Raw genomic sequence first — 21,418 nt, 5'->3', positions numbered from 1 at the left:
CTACTACAAACGATGGTAGACCGCCGCAATGCGCGAACCGAATCGACCCGGATACGACCGCACACTAGGCTGGAGTCGCACAAGAGGCCCACGCATCCTCAGGCTCCACGTTCACCCATGTCAGGAGACTTCTGCCCGTGTCGATCACAGACGACATCCACGTCCTCACGCAACCGGTTCACCCCGCCGACTGGACCGACCTGGACACCAAGGCCGTCGACACCATCCGGGTGCTCGCCGCGGACGCGGTGCAGAAGGTCGGGAACGGCCACCCCGGCACGGCCATGAGCCTGGCCCCCCTCGCCTACACCCTCTTCCAGCGCGTCATGCGCCACGATCCCACCGACGCCGACTGGATCGGCCGCGACCGGTTCGTGCTGTCCTGCGGGCACTCCAGCCTCACCCTTTACATCCAGCTGTACCTCGCCGGCTACGGTCTCGAACTCGACGACCTGGAGGCGCTGCGCACCTGGGGCTCGAAGACCCCCGGCCACCCCGAACACGGCCACACCCGCGGTGTCGAGATCACCACCGGACCGCTCGGTCAGGGCCTCGCCTCCGCGGTGGGCATGGCGATGGCCGCCCGCCGTGAGCGCGGCCTCTTCGACCCCGAGCCCGCCCTCGGCGACAGCCCGTTCGACCACCACATCTACGTCATCGCCTCCGACGGCGACATCGAGGAAGGCGTCACCTCCGAGGCCTCCTCCATCGCCGGAGTGCAGCAGCTCGGCAACCTCACGCTGATCTACGACGACAACAAGATCTCCATCGAGGACGACACCGCCATCGCGCTGTCGGAGGACACCGCCGCCCGCTACGAGGCGTACGGCTGGCACGTGCAGATCGTCGAGGGTGGCGAGAACGTCGTCGCCATCGAAGAGGCCCTGAACAAGGCCCGCGAGGTCACCGACAAGCCGTCGCTGATCCTGCTCCGCACGATCATCGGCTTCCCCGCCCCGACCAAGATGAACACGGGAGCGGCGCACGGCGCCGCCCTCGGTGCCGACGAGGTCGCGGCCGTGAAGAAGGCTCTCGGCTTCGATCCGGACAAGACGTTCGAGGTCGCCGAGGAGGTCATCGCCCACACCCGCAAGGTCGTCGAGCGCGGCGCGCAGGCACACAAGGAGTGGCAGGCCCAGTACGACGAGTGGACGCAGCGCGCCCCCGAGGGCAAGAAGCTCCTCGACCGTCTGATCGGCCGCGATCTTCCCGCCGGCTGGGCCGACGTGCTCCCCACCTGGGAGCCGGATCCCAAGGGCGTCGCGACCCGCAAGGCGTCCGCCGCCGTTCTGAACGCCGTCGGACCGGTGCTCCCCGAACTGTGGGGCGGCTCCGCCGACCTCGCCGAGAGCAACAACACCACCATCAAGGGTGCCGACTCCTTCGGTCCCGAGGCCATCTCCACCCGGATGTGGACGGCCCAGCCCTACGGCCGCACCCTGCACTTCGGGGTCCGCGAACACGCCATGGGCTCGATCCTCAACGGCATCGCGCTGCACGGACCGACCCGCCCCTACGGCGGCACCTTCCTCGTCTTCAGCGACTACATGCGTCCCGCCGTGCGGCTCGCCGCGATCATGAAGACCCCGGTCACCTACGTGTGGACGCACGACTCCATCGGACTCGGTGAGGACGGGCCCACCCACCAGCCGATCGAGCACCTCGCCGCGCTGCGCGCGATCCCCGGCCTGTACGTCGTGCGGCCCGGCGACGCCAACGAGACCTCCCACGCCTGGCGCGCCGTCCTCGAGAAGGGCGCCGACGAAGCCACCCGCGCTCCCGCCGGCCTCGCCCTGACCCGCCAGGACCTGCCCGTCCTCGAGGGCACCAGCTACGAGGGTGTCTCCCGCGGCGGCTACGTCCTCGCCGACGCCTCCACCGGGGCACCGGAGGTCGTGCTCATCGGCACCGGGTCCGAGCTACAGCTCGCCGTCGCCGCCCGCGAGACCCTCGAGGCCGACGGCATCCCCACCCGGGTGGTGTCCATGCCCTGCGTCGAATGGTTCGACGCCCAGGACCAGGCCTACCGCGACGGTGTCCTCCCCCCGACGGTCAAGGCTCGGGTCTCCGTCGAAGCCGGCATCTCCATGCCCTGGTACCGCTTCGTCGGCGACGCAGGCGAAATCGTCTCCATCGAGCACTTCGGCGCGTCCGCCGACTACAAGACCCTGTTCCGCGAGTTCGGTTTCACCGCCGAAGCCGTCACCGCCGCCGCACAGCGCTCACTCGCACGCGTGAAGGGATAGACCGCCATGACTCAGAACCCCAACCTCCAGAAGCTCTCCGAAGCAGGCGTGTCGGTGTGGCTCGACGACCTCTCCCGTGACCGCATCGAGTCCGGCAACCTCGCCGAGCTCGTCGCGACCAAGTCCGTCGTCGGTGTCACCACCAACCCGTCGATCTTCCAGGCCGCACTGAGCAAGGGCCACGTCTACGACGCCCAGGTCCGCGAGCTCGCCGAGCGCGGTGCCGACGTCGAGGCCACCATCCGCACGGTGACCACCGACGACGTCCGCGCCGCCTGCGACGTCCTCGCCCCGCAGTTCGAGGCAAGCCACGGCGTCGACGGCCGGGTGTCCATCGAGGTCGACCCGCGCCTCGCGCACGACGCCGACAAGACGGTCGCGCAGGCCGTCGAACTGTGGAAGATCGTCGACCGCCCCAACCTGTTCATCAAGATCCCGGCCACCGAGGCCGGTATCCCAGCCATCGCCAAGGTGCTCGGCGAGGGCATCAGCGTCAACGTCACGCTGATCTTCTCCGTGGAACGCTACGAACTCGTCATGGGCGCCTACCTGGACGGCCTCGAGGCCGCGAAGGCAGCCGGTCACGACCTGTCCCGCATCCACTCGGTGGCCTCGTTCTTCGTCTCCCGCGTCGACACCGAGATCGACAAGCGGCTCGACAAGATCGGCACCCCCGACGCTCTCGCGCTGCGCGGCAAGGCGGCGCTCGCCAACGCCCGCCTCGCGTACGCCGCGTACCAGCAGATCTTCGAGGTGCAGCCGCGGTTCCAGGGTCTGCTGCCTGACGGTGCCCGCCCGCAGCGCCCGCTGTGGGCGTCGACCGGAGTCAAGAACCCCGATTACCCCGACACCCTGTACGTCTCCGAACTGGTGGCTCCGAACACCGTGAACACGATGCCCGAGAAGACTCTCGACGCGTTCGCCGATCACGGTGAGGTCGCCGGCGACACCGTCTCCGGCACCGCGGTCGAGTCGCAAGAGGTGTTCGACAAGCTCAGCGCCGTCGGCATCGATCTCACCGACGTGTTCAAGGTCCTCGAGGACGAGGGCGTCGACAAGTTCGAGGTGTCCTGGACCGAGCTCCTGGAGGCCACCGCGGAGCAGTTGCGCGCAGCAGGGCAGAAGAGCTGATACGTGAGCGAGCCCGCAGCGTCAGACGATTGGGTCAATCCACTCCGCGACGGTAGGGACAAGCGCCTACCACGCATCGCCGGGCCGTGTGCGCTGGTGATCTTCGGTGTCACCGGCGACCTGGCCCGGCGCAAGTTGATGCCCGCCATCTACGACCTGGCCAATCGTGGTCTGCTGCCGCCCGGGTTCGCTCTCGTCGGGTTCGCCCGCAGGGATTGGTCGGACGAGGACTTCGGCAAGATCGTCCACGATGCCGTCCGCGACCATTCCCGCACCCCGTTCCGGGAGGACGTCTGGGAGCGACTGTCGGAGGGCCTGCGTTTCGTCAAGGGCACCTTCGACGACCCGGCAGCCTTCCAGGAACTGGCCAACACTCTCGGGACGCTGGAACGCGAACGCGGGACCGGCGGCAATCACGGGTTCTATCTCGCGATTCCGCCGGACGCGTTCCCGGTCGTCCTGAAGCAGCTGTCCGAGGCCGGTCTCGCGCAGTCGAACGACGACCAGTGGCGTCGGGTGGTCATCGAGAAGCCGTTCGGTCACGACCTCGAGAGCGCACGTGAGCTCAACGCGGTCGTGAACGAGGTCTTCCCGGAGGACACGGTCTTCCGGATCGACCACTACCTCGGCAAGGAAACCGTCCAGAACATCCTGGCGTTGCGCTTCGCGAACCAGTTGTTCGATCCGATCTGGAACGCCCACTACGTGGATCACGTCCAGATCACCATGGCCGAGGACATCGGTCTCGGTGGACGCGCCGGGTACTACGACGGCATCGGGGCGGCACGCGACGTCATCCAGAATCACCTGCTGCAACTCCTCGCGTTCACCGCGATGGAGGAGCCGATCAGCTTCGAACCGTCCGAGTTGCAGGCGGAGAAGATCAAGGTGCTCTCCGCCACCAGGCTCGCCCAGCCGCTCGACGAGACCACCGCGCGCGGCCAGTACGCGGGCGGCTGGCAGGGCGGTACCCGGGTGGTCGGACTGCTGGAGGAGGAAGGGTTCTCGAAGGACTCGACCACGGAGACGTTCGCGGCCATCACCCTCGAGGTCGACACCCGCCGCTGGGCGGGGGTGCCGTTCTACCTCCGCACCGGGAAGCGGCTCGGACGTCGGGTCACCGAGATCGCCGTGATCTTCAAGCGCGCACCGCATCTGCCGTTCGATCAGACCATGACCGAGGAACTGGGGCAGAACGCCCTCGTCATCCGGGTGCAGCCGGACGAGGGTGTGACCATGAGGTTCGGGTCCAAGGTGCCGGGGTCGAGCATGGAAGTCCGCGACGTCAACATGGACTTCAGCTACGGTCAGGCGTTCACGGAGTCGTCGCCCGAGGCGTATGAGCGCCTCATCCTCGACGTGCTCCTCGGTGAGCCCTCGCTGTTCCCCGTGAACGCCGAGGTGGAACTGTCCTGGGAAATCCTCGACCCCGTGCTCGAGCACTGGGCCGCGGACGGCAGGCCGGAACCGTACGAGGCCGGCACGTGGGGCCCGCCGTCGGCAGACGAAATGATGCACCGCACCGGTCGCGAATGGAGAAGGCCGTAGATGATCACCGACATTCCCGCGACCACCACCGGACAGGTCAACAAGAAACTGGTGGAGCTGCGCAAGACGGGCGGCGCGGTGACCCTGGGACGAGTACTCACGCTGGTGGTGTGCACCCGCGACAGTGAGTACTCGGAGGACATCATCGACGCCGCCAACGAGGCGAGCCGGGAGCATCCGTGCCGCGTCATCGTCGTCGCCTGGGGGTCCCGTGACGCGGAACCCCGCCTGGATGCGCAGATCCGCGTCGGCGGCGACGCCGGCGCGTCGGAGGTCGTCGTGCTCCGCCTCTTCGGCGAACTCGCCGACCACGAGAGCAGCGTGGTGGTGCCGTTCCTCCTCCCCGACACTCCCGTGGTCGTGTGGTGGCCGGAGACCGCCCCGGAGGTTCCCGCCGAGGATCCGGTGGGCAAGCTCGCGATCCGGCGGATCACCGACGCGACCGATCGCGCGGATCCAGCCGCGGAGATCAAGAGCCGCCTGGCGTCGTACTCGTCCGGTGACTCGGACCTGGCCTGGAGTCGCATCACCTACTGGCGTGCGCTCCTGACCTCGGCCGTCGACCAGCCGCCGCACTCGCCGATCACGTCGGCGGTGGTGTCCGGACTGGTGGACGAACCCGCCGTCGACATGATCGCGGGGTGGTTGGCGAGCCGCGTCGACGTCCCGGTCACCCGGCGGGTCGGCCCGTTGTTCGTGGAGATCAACTTCGCCGACGGTGGTGCGTTGACCATCAGCCGCCCCCAGACGGGTACCACGGCGACGCTGTCACGCACCGGCAAGCCCGATGCGCGGGTCGCGCTCCGCAGGCGGGAAACGAGCGAGTGCCTGGCCGAAGAACTACGCAGACTCGACCCCGACGAGGTCTACGAGACCGCACTCGCCGGGCTGACGAAGGTGACGTATGAGTGACATCCACGTAGAGGTCCACCCCGACACCGACACGCTGGTGACGAAGGCCGCGGAGCGGTTCGTCGACACCGTCGTCGCCGCACAGAAGGACCGCGGCACGGCGTCGGTGGTCCTCACCGGCGGCGGCACCGGGATCGGCCTGCTCGAGAAGGTCCGGGAGAATCCGGGCGACATCGACTGGCGTGCGATCGACATCTTCTGGGGCGACGAACGCTTCCTGCCTGCCGGCGACCCGGAACGCAACGACGTGCAGGCGCGGGCCGCGCTGCTCGACCACGTCGACGTCGATCCCGACCGGGTGCACACCATGCCCGTCGCGGACGGCATCTACGAGAACGATCCGGAGGCGGCCGCCGTCGCGTACGCGCAGGTACTCGGGGCGCATGCCGGCGGCAAGCAGGTCCCGGTCTTCGACGTCCACCTGCTCGGCATGGGCGGTGAGGGACACGTCAATTCGCTGTTCCCCGACACCGACGCGGTCCGCGAGGAGCACCGGTTCGTCGTCGCGGTGACGGACTCCCCCAAGCCGCCGCCGGTGCGGGTCACGCTGACCCTGCCCGCCGTCCGGCACGCCGACGAGGTGTGGCTGGTCGTGTCGGGTGACGCGAAGGCCGAGGCCGTCGCCGCCGCCATCGCGGGCGCTCCCCCCGTCGAGATCCCGGCGTCCGGGGCCCGCGGGCTGTCCGCGACCCGGTGGCTGCTCGACACGTCGGCCGCGTCCCGGCTGCCGAACTGACGCTCTCATCCGACGGGGTCCTCGTCGTCGTCCGCCGGTAACCCGGCGGGCGACCGAGGGTCCCGCTCGACCGGTGACCGGGTGACCCGGCATTCGGTGACGATCCGACCGGCACGACGGGGGCTTGCCGTGCTCGCCCCCCGCCGTCCGATTCCCCCGCGCCAATGGTCAGGGTTGCCCGCGCAGCGCCTCATCCGTCGCCCCAATTCGTCTCGGAAACGTTCGTGCTCTTTCCCGTTTTGACGCAGCGACGGACGGTTCGGTTCCCCCGCCCCGCAAGAAAGTTCACGCAGTTCTCGCGGGGCGAAGGAACCCGTCCGGCTACCCGCTGTTGCGCAGCGCGGTCGCCAGCCCGTTCATCGTGAGCTGGATGCCGCGGCGCGTCTGATCACTGTCGTCCCCGGCCCGGTAGCGGCGCAGCAGTTCCACCTGCAGGTGGTTGAGGGGCTCGAGGTACGGGAACCGGTTGTGCACCGACCTCTCCAGACCGGGGTTGTCGGCGAACAGGGTGTCGTTCCCGGTGATCGCCTTGTACATCCGGATGGTCCGCTCGTGTTCCTCGGCGATCTTGCCGAACACCCGTCGGCGGAGTTCCTCGTCGGGAACAAGTTCCGCGTAGCGGGCGGCGAGACCCATGTCGGACTTCGACATCACCATCGCCAGGTTCGACAGCACGGTCCGGAAGAACGGCCACTTCTCGTACAGGCGGGACAGCGTGGCCACCCGCTCGGGGTCGCCCTGCGTCCATTCCTCGAACGCCGCACCCGTGCCGTACCACCCGGGCAGCATGACCCGGGACTGACTCCACGACAGCACCCACGGGATCGCCCGGAGGTCGGAGATGGACGTGGTCTGCTTCCGTGAGGCCGGGCGGCTGCCGATGTTGAGGGCCCCGATCTCCGCGACCGGAGTCGACATCTCGAAGTACTCCACGAATCCGGGTGTCTCGTGCACCAATTCGCCGTAGGCGCGGCGGGCCAGCGCAGCGAGCTCGTCGAGGATGCGGTACGCCGGTTCGGCGTCGTCGCCGAGGCCCTCGACGTCGAGCAGGGTGGCCTCGAGGGTCGCGGCGAGCAGCGTTTCCAGGTTGCGTTGCGCGAGGCGAGGTTCCGCGTACTTGGCGGCGATCACCTCGCCCTGTTCGGTGATCCGCAGCGACCCGGCCACCGCGCCGGGCGGTTGCGCGAGGATCGCCTCGTAGCTGGGTCCGCCGCCGCGACCCACGGTGCCGCCGCGACCGTGGAAGAGCCGCAACCGGATTCCCGTCTTGCGGGCAGCGTCCACCAGATCCAGCTCCGCGCGGTACAGCGCCCAGTTGGCCGCCAGGTAGCCGCCGTCCTTGTTGGAATCGGAGTACCCGAGCATCACTTCCTGCGAGTCGCCGCGCGACGTCACCAGGGCCCGGTAGATCGGCACCTCCAGGGTGGCCTCGAGGGTGGCGGCACCCTGCTGCAGGTCCTCGATCGTCTCGAACAGCGGCACGATGCCCACCGGACAGGACGGCGCCTCCCCCGATCCGGGATCGAGCAGACCCACCTCCTTCAGCAGCACCGCGGCCTCGAGCATGTCGCTGACGGAGGTGCACATGCTGATGATGTAGTTGGGCACGGCGCCCGCACCGAGTGTCCGGACCGCGTCGGCGCCTGCCTGGAGGATGGCAAGCTCCTTCGCGGTCAGCTCACTGAACTCCGCGTTCGCGGTGGTCAGTGGGCGCCGGGTGGACAGCTCCGCCGACAGCAACTCCACCCGCTCGTCCTCGGACAGCGACGGGTAGTCGGCGTGCACGCCCGCCCATGCCAGCAGCTCGGCGACGACGGTCTCGTGGACGTCCGAGTTCTGCCGCATGTCCAGTCCGGAGAGGTGGAAACCGAACACCTCCACCGAGTCCCGCAGGTTCGCCAGCCCGTCGTCGGCGATGGTGCCGTCGCCGCCGCGCCGCAGGGAGTCGTCGACGACGTCGAGTTCGTCGAGCATCTGCCGCGGGGTGTCGTAGGGTGCGAGCCCGAGGTCGAGCCCGTGGTCGGGTGCCTCACCCAGAATGCGGTGCGCGGTGGCCGTGAGACGCCCCCGGATACCCCGAATCGCACGCCGGTAGGGCTCGTCGGCGCGGAACGGGGAATCGTCCTGCGACGCCGCGGCCAGGAGGTCGAGCGCGGGGGTGACGGTGACGAGGCGAGCCGACATGGACAGTTCGCGCTCGAGCGTCTCGAGTTCCCCGAGGTGGTGTTCGAGGGCGGTGGCCGCGGCACGGGTGGTGGCCTGCCGGACCACCTCGTCGGTGACGTACGGGTTGCCGTCGCGGTCTCCGCCGATCCACGAGCCGGGGCGCAGTATCGGTTCCCGGCCCAGATCCGCGTCCGGCCACCGCGATCGCAGGGCGCCGCGCAGTTCGGCGTTGATCTTCGGGACGACCTCGAACAGTGCCGCGTCGTAGTACCGCAGGCCGACCTCGATCTCGTCCTGGATCCGCAACCGCGACAACCGGATCAGTGCGGTCTGCCACAGGGTGAGGATCTGCCGCCGCAGCCGGACGTCGACGTCGGCCGTCTCGGTCTCGGTCAGGGCGGTGCGCTCGCGGTAGCGCATCAGTTCCGTGATCCGGGACTGGGTTTCGAACACCGTCCGGCGGCGGGTCTCGGTGGGATGGGCGGTGATGACCGGCGACACGAGCGCCCCGCGCAATGCGTCCGCGACGACGGTGCTGTCGAGGTGCGCAGCGTCGAGTTTGGCGAACGTGGCGGTCAGGGTGCTGTCGGGGGCGGGTTCACCGGCGGCGACGTGGACGGCACGCCGGCGTTCGCGGTGGATGTCCTCGGCGAGATTGGCCAGCAGGGCGAAGTGGCTGAAGGCCCGGATGACGGGAATGGTGTCGCTCGTGGACACCTGGGTGAACATGTCCGCCAGATCTGCGCGGTCGATCTCGGAACGACGAACCCGGAACGATTCGACCCTGGCCTTCTCGACGAGGTCGAAGACGCTGTCCCCGGCCTGTTCCCGCACTATCTGACCGAGGATGCCGCCCAGGAGCCGAATGTCTTCGCGGAGTGGTTCAGTGGCCTCACGTGGGGTTTCGATCATTCATCCAGTATCGACCGGTGACGGCCCGTCTGCATGATGAAGCCGATCAGCCGAACTTGATCTCCAGGCCGATGCCGATGATCGCGATCAGCCAGATCAGGCCGGTGAAGACGGTGAGGCGGTCGAGGTTCTTCTCGACCACGGTGGAACCGGACAGGCTCGACTGGACGCCGCCGCCGAACAGGCTGGACAGACCGCCGCCCTTACCGCGGTGCAGCAGCACCAGCAGAATCAGCAGCAAGCTGGTGACCACCAGCAGGATATCCAGGAACAGTTCCATGTCTGTCTACGTCCACCCATCCAGTAGGAACAACAACGACCTCGTACACCCTACAGGCGCTCCGCGCCCGTGCGCCTTTCCGGTAGCTGTAGGTACCGGAAAGGCGCACGGGCACCGACGGCGCCTTACGGCAGAGGTCCGCCCGCGGCGATCGCCGACAGCGTCGCGAACTCGTCGGCCTTCAGTGAGGCGCCGCCCACGAGGGCGCCGTCCACATCCGTCTGACCGACGATCTCGCCGACGTTCTTCGCGTTGACGCTGCCGCCGTAGAGAACGCGGACACCGGACGCGACGTCCGGCGAGGCCAGCTCACCGAGCGTGGCGCGGATCGCGGCGCAGACTTCCTGCGCGTCCGCGGCACTGGCCACGCGGCCGGTTCCGATGGCCCACACCGGCTCGTACGCGATGACGACCTTCGCGATGTCCTCGGCGGACAGTCCGGCGAGCGAGCCCCGCAACTGCTCGACGTTGTAGGACACGTGCTCGCCGGCCTCGCGGACGTCGAGGCCCTCACCGATGCAGACGATCGGGGTGATCCCGTTCTTCAGCGCGGCCTTGGTCTTGGCCAGCACGGTGTCGTTGTCCTCGCAGTGCAGGGTCCGGCGCTCCGAGTGCCCGACGACGACGAACGTGCAGCCCAGCTTGGCCAGCATGGAGCCGCTGATCTCGCCGGTGTACGCACCCGAATCGTGGGCCGACACGTCCTGCGCACCGTAGGTGAGCAGGAGCTTGTCGCCCTCGACGAGGGTCTGCACGCTGCGGATGTCGGTGAACGGCGGGATCACCGTCACGTCGACCTTGTCGAAGTACTTCGCCGGGAGCGAGAAGGCGATCTTCTGAACCAGCGCGATGGCCTCGAGATGGTTCAGATTCATCTTCCAGTTGCCGGCGATCAGCGGCTTCCGTGCCATGCCTCAGCCCTCCAGAACTGCGATGCCGGGGAGTTCCTTGCCCTCGAGGTACTCGAGGGAGGCGCCGCCGCCGGTGGAGATGTGCGAGAACCCGTCCTCGGGCAGACCGAGCTGGCGGACCGCCGCGGCGGAGTCACCGCCACCGACGACGCTGTACGCGCCCTTCCCGGTGGCCTCGATGATCGCCTCGGCGACACCCTTGGTGCCCGCGGCGAACTTCTCGAACTCGAACACGCCCATCGGGCCGTTCCAGAAGACGGTTTTCGCGCTGGTCAGGATCGCCGCGAACCGGCGAACCGACTGCGGTCCGATGTCGAGGCCCATCCAGCCGTCCGGGATCTCGAGCACCGAAACGATCTTCGACTCGGCGTCCGCCGAGAACGAATCGGCGATGACCACGTCCTGCGGGATGTGGATCACGTCGGCGTACTGCTCGAGCAGCGCCTTGCATGTGTCGATCATCGACTCCTCGCACAGCGAGTTGCCGACCGACACGCCCTGCGCCGCCAGGAACGTGTAGTACATGCCGCCACCGATGACGAGGGTGTCGACCTTGGGGGCCAGCGCCTCGATCACCGCGAGCTTGTCCGACACCTTGGACCCACCCAGCACGACCGCGTACGGCCGCTCGGGCTCCTCGGTGAGCTTGCCGAGCACCTTGATCTCGGATTCGACGAGCCTGCCCGCGTAATGCGGGAGCAGCTTGGCCACCTCGTACACCGACGCCTGCGCGCGGTGGACGACACCGAATCCGTCGGACACGAACGCGCCGTCGTCGCCGACGAGTTCGACCAGGGCCTTGGCGAGCTTCGTCCGCTCGGCCTCGTCCTTGCTGGTCTCCCGCGGATCGAAACGGATGTTCTCCAGCAGGAGAACATCGCCGTCCGTGAGCCCCTCGGCACGTGCCAGAGCGTCCTGCCCGACGACGTCGCCGGCGAGCTGGACGTTGCGTCCCAGCACCTCGGCGAGCTTCACCGCCACCGGTGCGAGGGAGTACTGCGGGTCGGGCTCGCCCTTGGGGCGACCCAGATGGGCGGTGACGATGACCTTGGCGCCCGCCTCCGCCAACGCTTTCAGCGTCGGCGCGGAAGCGATGATGCGTCCGGGATCGGTGATCCGGTCACCGTCGAGCGGAACGTTGAGGTCGGAGCGCACCAGCACGGCGCGCCCCTCGACCCCAGCGCTCAGCAGGTCGTCGAGAGTCTGAACTGCCACTGTTACCGAACCTTCGCTCAGAGAGACTTGGCGACGAGACCGATGAGGTCGGCCAGACGGTTGGAGTAACCCCACTCGTTGTCGTACCAGGACACGATCTTGGCCTGATCGTCGATGACCTTGGTGAGGCCGGAGTCGAAAATCGAGCTGTGCGGGTCGGTGACGATGTCCGACGACACGATCGGGGCGTCCGTGTACTTCAGGATGCCCTTGAGCGGTCCCTCGGCGGCAGCCTTCATCGCGGCGTTGATGTCCTCGACGCTGGCCGACTTCTTCAGGTTCGCGGTGAGGTCGGTGACCGAGCCCGTGGGGATCGGGACACGCAGCGCGTAGCCGTCCAGCTTGCCGAGAAGCTGCGGGAGGACCAGGCCGATGGCCTTGGCGGCACCGGTGCCGGTGGGGACCACGTTCAGCGCGGCGGCGCGGGCGCGACGCAGGTCGCTGTGCGGGCCGTCCTGCAGGTTCTGGTCCTGGGTGTAGGCGTGGACCGTGGTCATGAGGCCCTTGACGATGCCGAACTCGTCGTCGAGCACCTTGGCGATGGGGCCGAGGCAGTTGGTGGTGCACGAGGCGTTGGAGATGATGTTCTGGCTGCCGTCGTACTTGTCGTCGTTGACGCCCATCACGATGGTGATGTCCTCGCCCTTGGCCGGGGCGGAGATGATGACCTTCTTGGCGCCGGCCTCGAGGTGGCCCTTCGCCTTGGCTGCGTCGGTGAAGATGCCGGTGGACTCGACGACGACGTCGACGCCCAGGTCACCCCAGGGAAGCGCCGCGGGGCCTTCCTTGATGGCGAGTGCCTTGATCTTCTGGTTTCCGACGACGATGGTGTCTTCACCCTCGAGCGAGACGTCGTGCGGGAGACGACCCAGGATGGAGTCGTACTTCAGGAGATGCGCCAGCGTAGCGTTGTCCGTGAGGTCGTTGACCGCCACAATCTCGATGTCGGTGGTTCCGAGCGCCTTCTGCGCATCCACCGCCCTGAAGAAGTTACGTCCGATACGGCCGAAACCGTTTACGCCTACCCGGACAGTCACAATCTGCTCCTTTGCGCATGATTCTGGTTGTGCAGCTCTGCTCCCGCGCCGCTACGACACCACCGACGGGTGGTCGGCGCGAGGTTTCATCGGTCGATGTGGCTCTAACCCTAGTGCGCGCGGCACGCGCGCGCGCAGTCACCTCCGGGCACCCTTTCCGGGCCGCCCCGACCCGAACGAACGGGACGCTCGTCCGATCTGACGCAACGAGCGTCCCGTTCGTCCGGGAGTGGGGGTGGTGGGAGGCGACCGCCGACGACGGTCAGGCGTCGTCGAGAAGATCTGCGGTGACGGCCGACTCGGTGTCGGGGATGCCGGTTTCCTTGGCCTTGCGATCCGCCATCGACAGCAACCGCCGAATGCGCCCGGCCACGGCGTCCTTCGTCATCGGCGGGTCGGCGAGCTGGCCGAGTTCCTCGAGGGACGCCTGCCGGTGCTCCACCCGGAGGTGACCGGCCGCCGCCAGATGGTCGGGCACCTCGTCACCCAGGATGTCGAGGGCCCGTTCGACGCGGGCCGCGGCCGCGACGGCCGCCCGCGCGGACCGGCGCAGGTTGGCGTCATCGAAGTTGGCGAGCCGGTTGGCGGTCGCCCGGACCTCCCGGCGCATGCGGCGTTCCTCCCACACGAGGCGGGTGTCCTGGGCGCCCATCCGGGTGAGCAGCGCGCCGATGGCCTCGCCGTCGCGGATCACCACCCGGTCGGTGCCGCGGACCTCACGCGCCTTCGCGGAGATGCCCAGCCTGCGCGCCGCCCCGACGAGCGCGAGCGCCGCCTCCGGGCCGGGGCAGCTGACTTCGAGCGCCGACGACCGGCCCGGCTCGGTCAGCGAACCGTGCGCCAGGAACGCGCCGCGCCACGCGGCTTCCGCGTCGGCGACGCTGCCACCGACCACCTGTGCTGGAAGCCCGCGCACGGGGCGTCCCCGCAGGTCCAGGAGACCGGTCTGGCGGGCGAGGGCCTCGCCCTCCTTCGCGACCCGCACGATGTACCGGGACGACTTGCGCAGCCCGCCGGCACTGAGGACGTGGACGTCGGCGCTGTAGGTGAACAGGTCGAAGATCTCGCGGCGCAACCGGCGGGCCGTGGACCCCAGATCCACTTCCGCCTCGACCACGACCCGGCCGCCGACGATGTGCAATCCCCCGGCGAACCGCAGCAGCGACGAGACCTCGGCCTTCCGGCAACTCACATGAGTGACGACGAGACGACTGAGTTCGTCTTTGACCTCTGCTGTCATTGCCACGAAGCGCTCTCCCTTTCCTCTGGTGTCTCGGCCACTTCGCTCCCCCGAGACCCCGCATCGGGGTCGCTCCAGAGCTGTTCGAGAACGGACGCAAGTTTTCCTGCATGGTGCGTGTGGGTGCCGTGCTCCGACACGTCGGCGTACACGACGCGTGCCTGGAACTGTCCGGCGGCGCGGGCGAGGTGCTCGCGCTCGCGCCCCGGTGGAACCGAACCCGAATCGACCACGACGAAGTCGACGGTGAGTTCGGGCGCGTGTTGGGACAGTACGTGCAGATGACGCTCGGTGGAGAATCCTGCGGTCTCGCCCGGCTCCGGAGCCAGGTTGAGCACCAGCACCTTCCGCGCGGCGGTGGCGATCAGCGTGTCGAGCAGTTCCGGCACGAGGACGTGTGGGATGACGCTGGAGAACCACGACCCCGGGCCGAGGACGACCATGTCGGCGACGTCGATCGCCCGGACCGCGTCCGGGCAGGCGGGCGGATTCGCCGGCAGCAGTCGCACACGCCGCACCTTGCCGGGGGTGGTCGCGACCGCGACCTGACCGCGGATGCAGCGGCTGACCCGAGGGTCCGCTTCGAGGCCCTGCACGTCGGCCTCGATGTCCAGGGCGATCGGCGACATCGGCAGCACGCGCCCGTTGATCCGCAGCAACCGGGCGAGTTCGTCCAGCGCCGCGACGGGGTCGCCGAGCACTTCGGTGAGGCCGGCCAGGATGAGATTGCCCACCGAGTGGCCGGCGAGGGCGCCGATTCCACCGAAGCGGTGCTGGATGGTGTCCGTCCAGCCCTGCACCTCGGGGTCGTCCGCGGCGAGTGCGGCGAGCGCCATCCGCAGGTCCCCCGGCGGGATGACACCCAGTTCGGCGCGCAGCCGTCCCGAGGATCCGCCGTCGTCCGCGACGGTGACGACGGCCGTGACGTCACGGCTGAGCCGGCGCGCGGCGCTGAGGGTGGCGAACAGCCCGTGGCCCCCGCCGAGCGCGACGATCGCAGGCGGCTGATGGACCGGCCTCATTCGCGCCCCAGATCACGATGGACGACACGCACGTTCAGCCCGGAGTCCTTTCCGAGTCGGCTCGCCAAGGCCTCCGACATCGCGACACTCCGATGTTTCCCTCCGGTGCACCCCACCGCGATGGTCATGTAGCGCTTCCCCTCCCGACGATATCCCGCGATCGTCAGATCCAGCAGGTGGTGATATGTGGCCAGATAGTCCTCGGCACCGTCCTGCGACAACACGTAGTCCCGCACGTCCTCGCTCTGCCCGGTGTGCGGACGCAACTCCGGAATCCAGTGCGGGTTGGGCAGGAAACGGACGTCGCAGACGAGATCGGCGTCCATCGGAAGACCGTACTTGAAACCGAACGACTGGACTGTTACCTGCATGGTCCGGTTCTCGGCGTCGCCGAACGCGTCCTCGATCTTCTGCCGCAACTGGTGCGCCGCCAGGGACGACGTGTCGATCACCAGATCCGCGGCGGCCTTCACCTTCGCGAGCTGATCGCGCTCGGCGGCGATGCCCTCCGACAAGGTGCCCTCGGCGCCTCCCCCCGACAGCGGGTGACTTCGGCGCACCTGTTCGAAACGGCGCACCAGGACCTCGTCCGACGCGTCGAGGTACAGCACCCGCGTGTGCACGGGTTTGCTCTCCAGTTCGGTGAGGACCCAGCCGAGGTCGCCGGTGAACAACCGGCTGCGCACGTCGATGACGACGGCGAGCCGCTCGAGCCGCGAATCGGATTCCAGGCTCAGATCCACCATCCGGGAAATCAGTTCCGGGGGAAGATTGTCCGCGACGTACCACCCGAGGTCCTCGAGGACCTTCGCCGCCGTCTGCAGACCCGCCCCGGAGAGCCCGGTGACGAGTAGGAAGTCCATCGGCCGGACCGTGGATGGACGGTCACTCTGCGCGTGCTGCTCGTTCACTCGACACCTGTCCGTTGCGAAGCGCTCTGTGCTGCCGGGCCGTGCTGTTCTACCGGTTCGCGGGGAATGTCCGCGCCGTTCCGTTCTGCCGTGCCCGGCCCGTTCCGATCTGGTTCATCATCCCCCACTCCCGCGACGTCCGCAGACGGTTCCTCCGCCCCGAGAGCGGTGAGTACCGCTTTCGCCGTGGCCGTTCCGATGCCCGGCACCGCCGTGATCTCCTCGACGGAGGCCTGCTTGAGGCGGGCGACGGAACCGAAGTGCGTCACCAGGGCCTTGCGCCGGGTCTCGCCGAGCCCGCGGACCGAGTCGAGTGCGGACGCCGTCATCCGGCGGGACCGCTTGCTGCGGTGGAACGTGATCGCGAAGCGGTGCGCCTCGTCGCGTACCCGCTGCAGCAGGTACAGCGACTCGCTCGTGCGGGGGAGAATGACCGGGTCCTCCTCCCCCGGCACCCACACCTCCTCGAGCCGTTTGGCCAGCCCGATCACGGCGACGTCGGTGATGCCCAGTTCGTCGAGGACCGCCGAGGCCGCGGCCACCTGCGGGGCTCCGCCGTCCACGACGAACAGGTTCGGTGGGTACGCGAACCGCCGCGGCCTGCCGGTCTGCGGATCGATCGCCGCCTCCGGGGCCAGGTCGCCGCCGTCCCCGCCCGACACCTGGTCGGCGTCCGCCCCGGCCGCTTCGGCACGCAGCACCCCGACGTCGCGGTTGTGCCGGAGGAACCGCCGGCGGGTGACCTCGGCGATGCTGGCGACGTCGTCGGAGCGGCCGTCGCCCGCCGCCTCCTTGATCGCGTAGTGGCGGTAGTCGGACTTGCGGGGCAGGCCGTCCTCGAAGACGACGAGGGAGGCCACCACGTCGGTGCCCTGCACGTGGCTGATGTCGACGCATTCGATCCGCAGGGGCGCCGAATCCAGGTCGAGGGCCTCCTGGATGCCCTGCAGGGCCGCCGACCGGGACGTGAAGTCGCCGGCGCGGCGCAGCTTGTGCTGTTGCAGCGCCTCCATCGCGTTGCGCTGCACGGTCTCGGCGAGAGCCTTCTTGTCGCCGCGCTGCGGCACGCGGAGGCGGACCGCGGATCCGCGGAGACCGCTGAGCCACTCCTGCACCTGTTCGGCGTCGGGCGGCAGCACGGGCACCAGGACCTCCCGCGGCACGCCGCTGGTGCCGGCCTCCTGGTCGGTCGCGCCCGACAGCGCCGCCTGCTCACCGTAGAACTGGGTGAGGAACTGCTCGACGAGCAGCGGCAGGTCCGATCCCGCCTCGGAATCGACGCTGGCCCAGTCGATGACGTCACCCGCCTTCTCGACCACCCAACCGCGCTGACCGCGCACGCGGCCACCCCGGACGTGGAACACCTGCACCGCGGCCTCGAGCTCGTCGGTCGCGAACGCGGCGACGTCGGCGTCGGTGCCGTCACCGAGCACGACGGCCTGCTTCTCGAGCGCGCGCCGCAACGCGCCCACGTCGTCGCGCAACCGCGCCGCCGTTTCGAAGTCGAGTTCTTCCGACGCCTCCTGCATCCTGGCCTCGAGCTGCCGGACCAGCTTGTCGGTGCGTCCCGACAGGAAGTCGCAGAAGTCTTCGACGATCTTGCGGTGTTCGGCCGCGGACACGCGTCCGACGCACGGCGCGGAGCACTTGTCGATGTAGCCGAGCAGGCAGGGACGGCCGATCTGGTTGTGACGCTTGAACACCCCGGCCGAGCAGGTGCGAGCGGGAAACACCCGCAGCAGCAGGTCGAGGGTTTCGCGGATGGCCCACGCGTGCGAGTAGGGACCGAAGTAGCGGACACCCTTGCGTCTGGGCCCGCGGTAGACGAACAGCCGGGGGTACTCCTCGTTCAGGGTGACCGCGAGAACCGGGTACGTCTTGTCGTCGCGGTAACGGACGTTGAACCGGGGATCGAATTCCTTGATCCAGTTGTACTCGAGCTGGAGAGCCTCGACCTCGGTGCTCACCACGGTCCACTCGACGCTGCCGGCCGTGGTCACCATCTGGCGGGTGCGCGGGTGCAGCGTCGAGACGTCGGCGAAATAGGAATTCAGCCGTGATCGAAGACTCTTCGCCTTCCCGACATAGATGACCCGGCCGTGCGGATCGCGGAACTTGTACACCCCCGGGTCGACCGGAATCGTTCCGGTCGCGGGGCGATATGTCGAAGGATCGGGCACCCCTCCACGTTAGTCGGCGCCACCGACCAACCCCGCATCCGCGACGTCACGGAGGGCCGACCCCCGGTTCAGGACGGTGCGTACTCCGACGCGAGTGCGCGGAAGCGGTCGACGGCGTCCACGGCGTACTCGCGATCGTTCGACTGGATGGCCATCACGGCCAGGTATTCGTCGTCGGGCAGCTCGATCCGGGCCCACGCCGCGCCGTCCGGGAAAGACAGCCCCTCGTACAGGTCCCAGTCGACGATGCGCTCCCCGAGCACGTTGCGCACGGCGATGCCGTTGGGCCCGACCCGCAACCGGGGCCGGGTCAGCAGCAGGACGGCTGCCGCAAGGAGGCAGCCGATGCCCGCGAACGCCAGCTGGTCGGCGAGCCGGAAGTACACGCCCGTCGAATCTCCGCGCAGCAGGATTGCGAACGTCACATGCACGACGACGAGAAGGACCGCCACACCGATCGCGTATCGACGCGACTTGCGTGGCGTCGCGACGAGTGTCCACTCGGATTCGGGAGTGGTCATGGATGGATCCGGATCATACGAACGACTCCTCGGCGCGGCGCAGTCGCGCCAACGTGACAGCGGTGTCCAGCGCGGCCGCACACGCCTGACCGCCCTTGTCCTCGACGGAGCCGGGCAGGCCACTGCGGTCGACGGCCTGCTGCTCGGTGTCCGTGGTGAGCACACCGTTCCCGACCGGGGTGCTCTCGTCCAGCGAGACCCGGGTCAGACCGGCCGTCACGGCGTCGCAGACGTATTCGAAGTGCGGCGTCCCGCCGCGGATCACGACACCGAGCGCGACGACGGCGTCGTGGGTGCGGGCCAGGGCCTGCGCCACCACCGGAAGCTCAATGGCACCGGCGACCCGGACCAGGGTGACGTTCTTCACGTTCGCCTCGGCCGCCACCCGTTGCGCGCCGGCGATCAGCGCCTCGGAGATCTCGGCGTGCCAGCTGCCGGCGACGATGGCGAGCCGGAGGTCGCCCGCCTCACCGAGTTGCAGCTCCGGCAATCCCTCACCGCTCACAGCATTTCTCCCGCTTCGAAGTCGTCGAGCCCGATCAGGTCGTGGCCCATGCGGTCGCGCTTCGTGCGCAGGTACGTCAGGTTCTCGGCGTTCGCCCGCAGCGGCATCGACACCCGCTCGGTGATCTGCAGCCCGTAGCCGTCGAGGCCGACCCGCTTGGCCGGGTTGTTGGTGAGCAGCCGCATCGAGGAGATGCCCAGATCCACGAGGATCTGCGCGCCGATGCCGTAGTCGCGGGCGTCGGCGGGCAGGCCGAGCTCGAGGTTGGCGTCGACGGTGTCCGAACCCGCGTCCTGCAGCTGGTAGGCCTGCAGCTTGTGCATGAGCCCGATGCCCCGGCCCTCGTGCCCGCGCATGTACAGGACCACACCGCGCCCCTCTTGCGCGACCATGTCGAGGGCGGCGTCGAGCTGGGGACCGCAGTCGCAGCGCAGCGAACCGAACACGTCGCCGGTGAGGCATTCGGAGTGCACGCGCACGAGCACGTCGCTGCCGTCGCCGTCCGGGCCGGGCAGGTCGCCGCGGACCAGCGCCACGTGCTCGACGTCGTCGTAGATGCTCCGGTAGCCGACAGCCGTGAACTCGCCGTGCCGGGTGGGGATGCGCGCGGACGCGACCCGCTCCACGTGCTTCTCGTGCTTGCGGCGCCACGCGATGAGGTCGGCGATCGAGATCAGGGCGAGGTTGTGGTCGTCGGCGAAGACCCTAAGCTCGTCGGTCTGGGCCATGTGGCCCTCGTCCTTCTGGCTGACGATCTCGCAGATCACACCCGCAGGCCGCAGGTCCGCCATCCGGGCGAGGTCGACGGCGGCCTCGGTGTGGCCGGGACGGCGCAGCACGCCGCCCTCCTTGGCGCGCAGCGGCACCACGTGGCCGGGCCGGGTGAAGTCCTGGGCGCCGCTGGACGGGTCGGCCAGCAACCGCATGGTGGCGGCGCGGTCGGACGCGGAGATGCCGGTGCCGATGCCCTCCCGGGCGTCGACGGTCACGGTGTACGCGGTGCCGTGCTTGTCCTGGTTGGTGGCGTACATCGGGGGCAGGCCGAGGCGGTCGCAATCGGCGCCGTCGAGCGGCACACAGAGATACCCGGACGTGTATCGAACCATGAAGGCAACCAACTCGGGGGTGGCCTTCTCCGCGGCGAAGATGAGGTCTCCCTCGTTCTCGCGGTCCTCGTCGTCGACGACGACGACTGCCTTGCCTGCGGCGATGTCCGCAACGGCGCGCTCGATACTGTCGAACCTGGTCACGTGCTCGGTCTCCAAAGTCTTGACTTAGGCATCTTCGAATACAACGGATGCATCCGTGGGATGCTCCTCAACAGTACGACTCAGCGGCCGGCCGCTTGCAGCCGCTCCACGTACTTCGCGATCACGTCGACCTCGAGGTTGACGGGCGTCCCGACGGACGCCGCCCCGAGCGTGGTCAGTTGCAGCGTGGTCGGGATGAGCGAGATCTCGAAGTACTCGTCGCCGCGTTCCCCGCCGAGAGCCGAGACCGTAAGCGACACACCGTCGACCGTGATCGAGCCCTTCTCCACGACGTACCGGGAGATGGCGTCGGGCAGCGCAATGCGCACGACCTCCCAGTTCTCGGAAGGGCTGCGGCTGATGATGTGCCCGGTGCCGTCCACGTGGCCCTGGACGAGGTGGCCGCCGAGGCGGCTGTTCAGGGCGGCGGCCCGCTCGAGGTTGACGCGGCTGCCCACGTCGATCTTCTGCAGGCTCGACCGGTTCAGCGTCTCCTGCATGACGTCGGCCGTGAAGGAGCCGTCGGCCAACACCTCGACGACGGTCAGGCACACACCGTTCACCGCGATCGAATCCCCGTGTGACGCGTCGGAAGTCACGACCGGACCACGGACGGTGAACCGTGCGGCGTCGGCCAGTTCCTCCTTGGCGACGACCTCACCCAACTCTTCGACGATCCCGGTGAACACTGTGGC

The 21,418-nt window shown here is 68.7% G+C and carries 18 protein-coding genes; 5 read left to right on the top strand and 13 right to left on the bottom strand.

All coding sequences use genetic code 11. The annotated features are described in order from the left end of the window. The first annotated feature begins 137 nt into the window (after positions 1-137). From tkt to pgl, 5 genes are read left to right on the top strand one after another with little or no spacing between them, the layout of a single operon-like run. Positions 138-2,246, top strand: a complete 2,109-nt coding sequence (gene tkt / locus ACLIVD_RS17980) for a transketolase (protein ID WP_491932816.1) — start codon at positions 138-140, stop codon at positions 2,244-2,246. Between the two features lie 6 nt (positions 2,247-2,252). Next, positions 2,253-3,377, top strand: a complete 1,125-nt coding sequence (gene tal / locus ACLIVD_RS17975) for a transaldolase (RefSeq protein WP_283332355.1) — start codon at positions 2,253-2,255, stop codon at positions 3,375-3,377. A gap of 3 nt (positions 3,378-3,380) precedes the next feature. Then, a complete protein-coding gene (gene zwf / locus ACLIVD_RS17970) occupies positions 3,381-4,925 on the top strand; it encodes a glucose-6-phosphate dehydrogenase (protein ID WP_054248525.1) in 1,545 nt (514 codons plus the stop codon). Further along, on the top strand, positions 4,926-5,837 hold the full coding sequence (gene opcA / locus ACLIVD_RS17965; protein WP_009480448.1) for a glucose-6-phosphate dehydrogenase assembly protein OpcA: 912 nt from the start codon (positions 4,926-4,928) through the stop codon (positions 5,835-5,837). Continuing rightward, positions 5,830-6,573, top strand: a complete 744-nt coding sequence (gene pgl, locus ACLIVD_RS17960) for a 6-phosphogluconolactonase (RefSeq protein WP_005564790.1) — start codon at positions 5,830-5,832, stop codon at positions 6,571-6,573. Before opcA ends, pgl begins: the two co-directional genes overlap by 8 nt. Before the next feature lie 321 nt (positions 6,574-6,894). Here pgl and ppc read toward each other — a convergent pair whose 3' ends face one another. The 13 genes from ppc to ACLIVD_RS17895 form a co-directional block, all read right to left on the bottom strand. Then, on the bottom strand, positions 6,895-9,651 hold the full coding sequence (gene ppc, locus ACLIVD_RS17955; protein ID WP_477956333.1) for a phosphoenolpyruvate carboxylase: 2,757 nt from the start codon (positions 9,649-9,651) through the stop codon (positions 6,895-6,897). Between the two features lie 46 nt (positions 9,652-9,697). Further along, positions 9,698-9,931 carry a preprotein translocase subunit SecG gene (secG, locus tag ACLIVD_RS17950; RefSeq protein ID WP_005241788.1) on the bottom strand — a complete coding sequence of 78 codons (234 nt, stop codon included), beginning with the start codon at positions 9,929-9,931 and terminating at the stop codon, positions 9,698-9,700. A 125-nt stretch (positions 9,932-10,056) separates the two neighbouring features. Beyond that, entirely contained in the window at positions 10,057-10,842 is a 786-nt protein-coding gene (tpiA, locus tag ACLIVD_RS17945; RefSeq protein WP_172650665.1) for a triose-phosphate isomerase, read from the bottom strand. A 3-nt stretch (positions 10,843-10,845) separates the two neighbouring features. Continuing rightward, a complete protein-coding gene (locus ACLIVD_RS17940; RefSeq protein WP_280782161.1) occupies positions 10,846-12,057 on the bottom strand; it encodes a phosphoglycerate kinase in 1,212 nt (403 codons plus the stop codon). Between the two features lie 17 nt (positions 12,058-12,074). Next, positions 12,075-13,094 (bottom strand): type I glyceraldehyde-3-phosphate dehydrogenase, encoded by a 1,020-nt coding sequence (gene gap, locus ACLIVD_RS17935; protein ID WP_005241784.1) that lies wholly within the window; start codon positions 13,092-13,094, stop codon positions 12,075-12,077. A gap of 262 nt (positions 13,095-13,356) precedes the next feature. Beyond that, positions 13,357-14,340: a DNA-binding protein WhiA gene (whiA, locus tag ACLIVD_RS17930; RefSeq protein ID WP_005262275.1), complete on the bottom strand. Its 984-nt coding sequence runs from the start codon at positions 14,338-14,340 to the stop codon at positions 13,357-13,359. After that, a complete protein-coding gene (locus ACLIVD_RS17925) occupies positions 14,331-15,356 on the bottom strand; it encodes a gluconeogenesis factor YvcK family protein (protein WP_283332353.1) in 1,026 nt (341 codons plus the stop codon). Before ACLIVD_RS17925 ends, whiA begins: the two co-directional genes overlap by 10 nt. Further along, entirely contained in the window at positions 15,353-16,219 is an 867-nt protein-coding gene (gene rapZ / locus ACLIVD_RS17920; RefSeq protein ID WP_050787545.1) for an RNase adapter RapZ, read from the bottom strand. Before rapZ ends, ACLIVD_RS17925 begins: the two co-directional genes overlap by 4 nt. A 44-nt stretch (positions 16,220-16,263) precedes the next feature. After that, the gene (gene uvrC, locus ACLIVD_RS17915) at positions 16,264-18,447 is read right to left on the bottom strand and encodes an excinuclease ABC subunit UvrC (RefSeq protein WP_491932814.1); all 2,184 of its coding nucleotides are present in this window, start codon (positions 18,445-18,447) and stop codon (positions 16,264-16,266) included. Positions 18,448-18,515: 68 nt separating this feature from the next. Next, complete coding sequence (locus ACLIVD_RS17910) at positions 18,516-18,968, bottom strand: PH domain-containing protein (RefSeq protein ID WP_283332351.1); 453 nt, start codon at positions 18,966-18,968, stop codon at positions 18,516-18,518. Between the two features lie 13 nt (positions 18,969-18,981). Further along, complete coding sequence (gene ribH / locus ACLIVD_RS17905; RefSeq protein ID WP_005241766.1) at positions 18,982-19,473, bottom strand: 6,7-dimethyl-8-ribityllumazine synthase; 492 nt, start codon at positions 19,471-19,473, stop codon at positions 18,982-18,984. After that, positions 19,470-20,723: a bifunctional 3,4-dihydroxy-2-butanone-4-phosphate synthase/GTP cyclohydrolase II gene (locus ACLIVD_RS17900; protein ID WP_009480441.1), complete on the bottom strand. Its 1,254-nt coding sequence runs from the start codon at positions 20,721-20,723 to the stop codon at positions 19,470-19,472. Before ACLIVD_RS17900 ends, ribH begins: the two co-directional genes overlap by 4 nt. 80 nt (positions 20,724-20,803) lie before the next feature. Beyond that, positions 20,804-21,412: a riboflavin synthase gene (locus tag ACLIVD_RS17895; RefSeq protein WP_105418502.1), complete on the bottom strand. Its 609-nt coding sequence runs from the start codon at positions 21,410-21,412 to the stop codon at positions 20,804-20,806. Positions 21,413-21,418 lie beyond the last annotated feature (6 nt).

Source organism: Rhodococcus sp. G6(2025) (assembly GCF_058628105.1).
The sequence above is the reverse complement of the archived record's forward strand: the minus strand, read 5'-3'. Positions and strand labels throughout refer to the sequence as shown.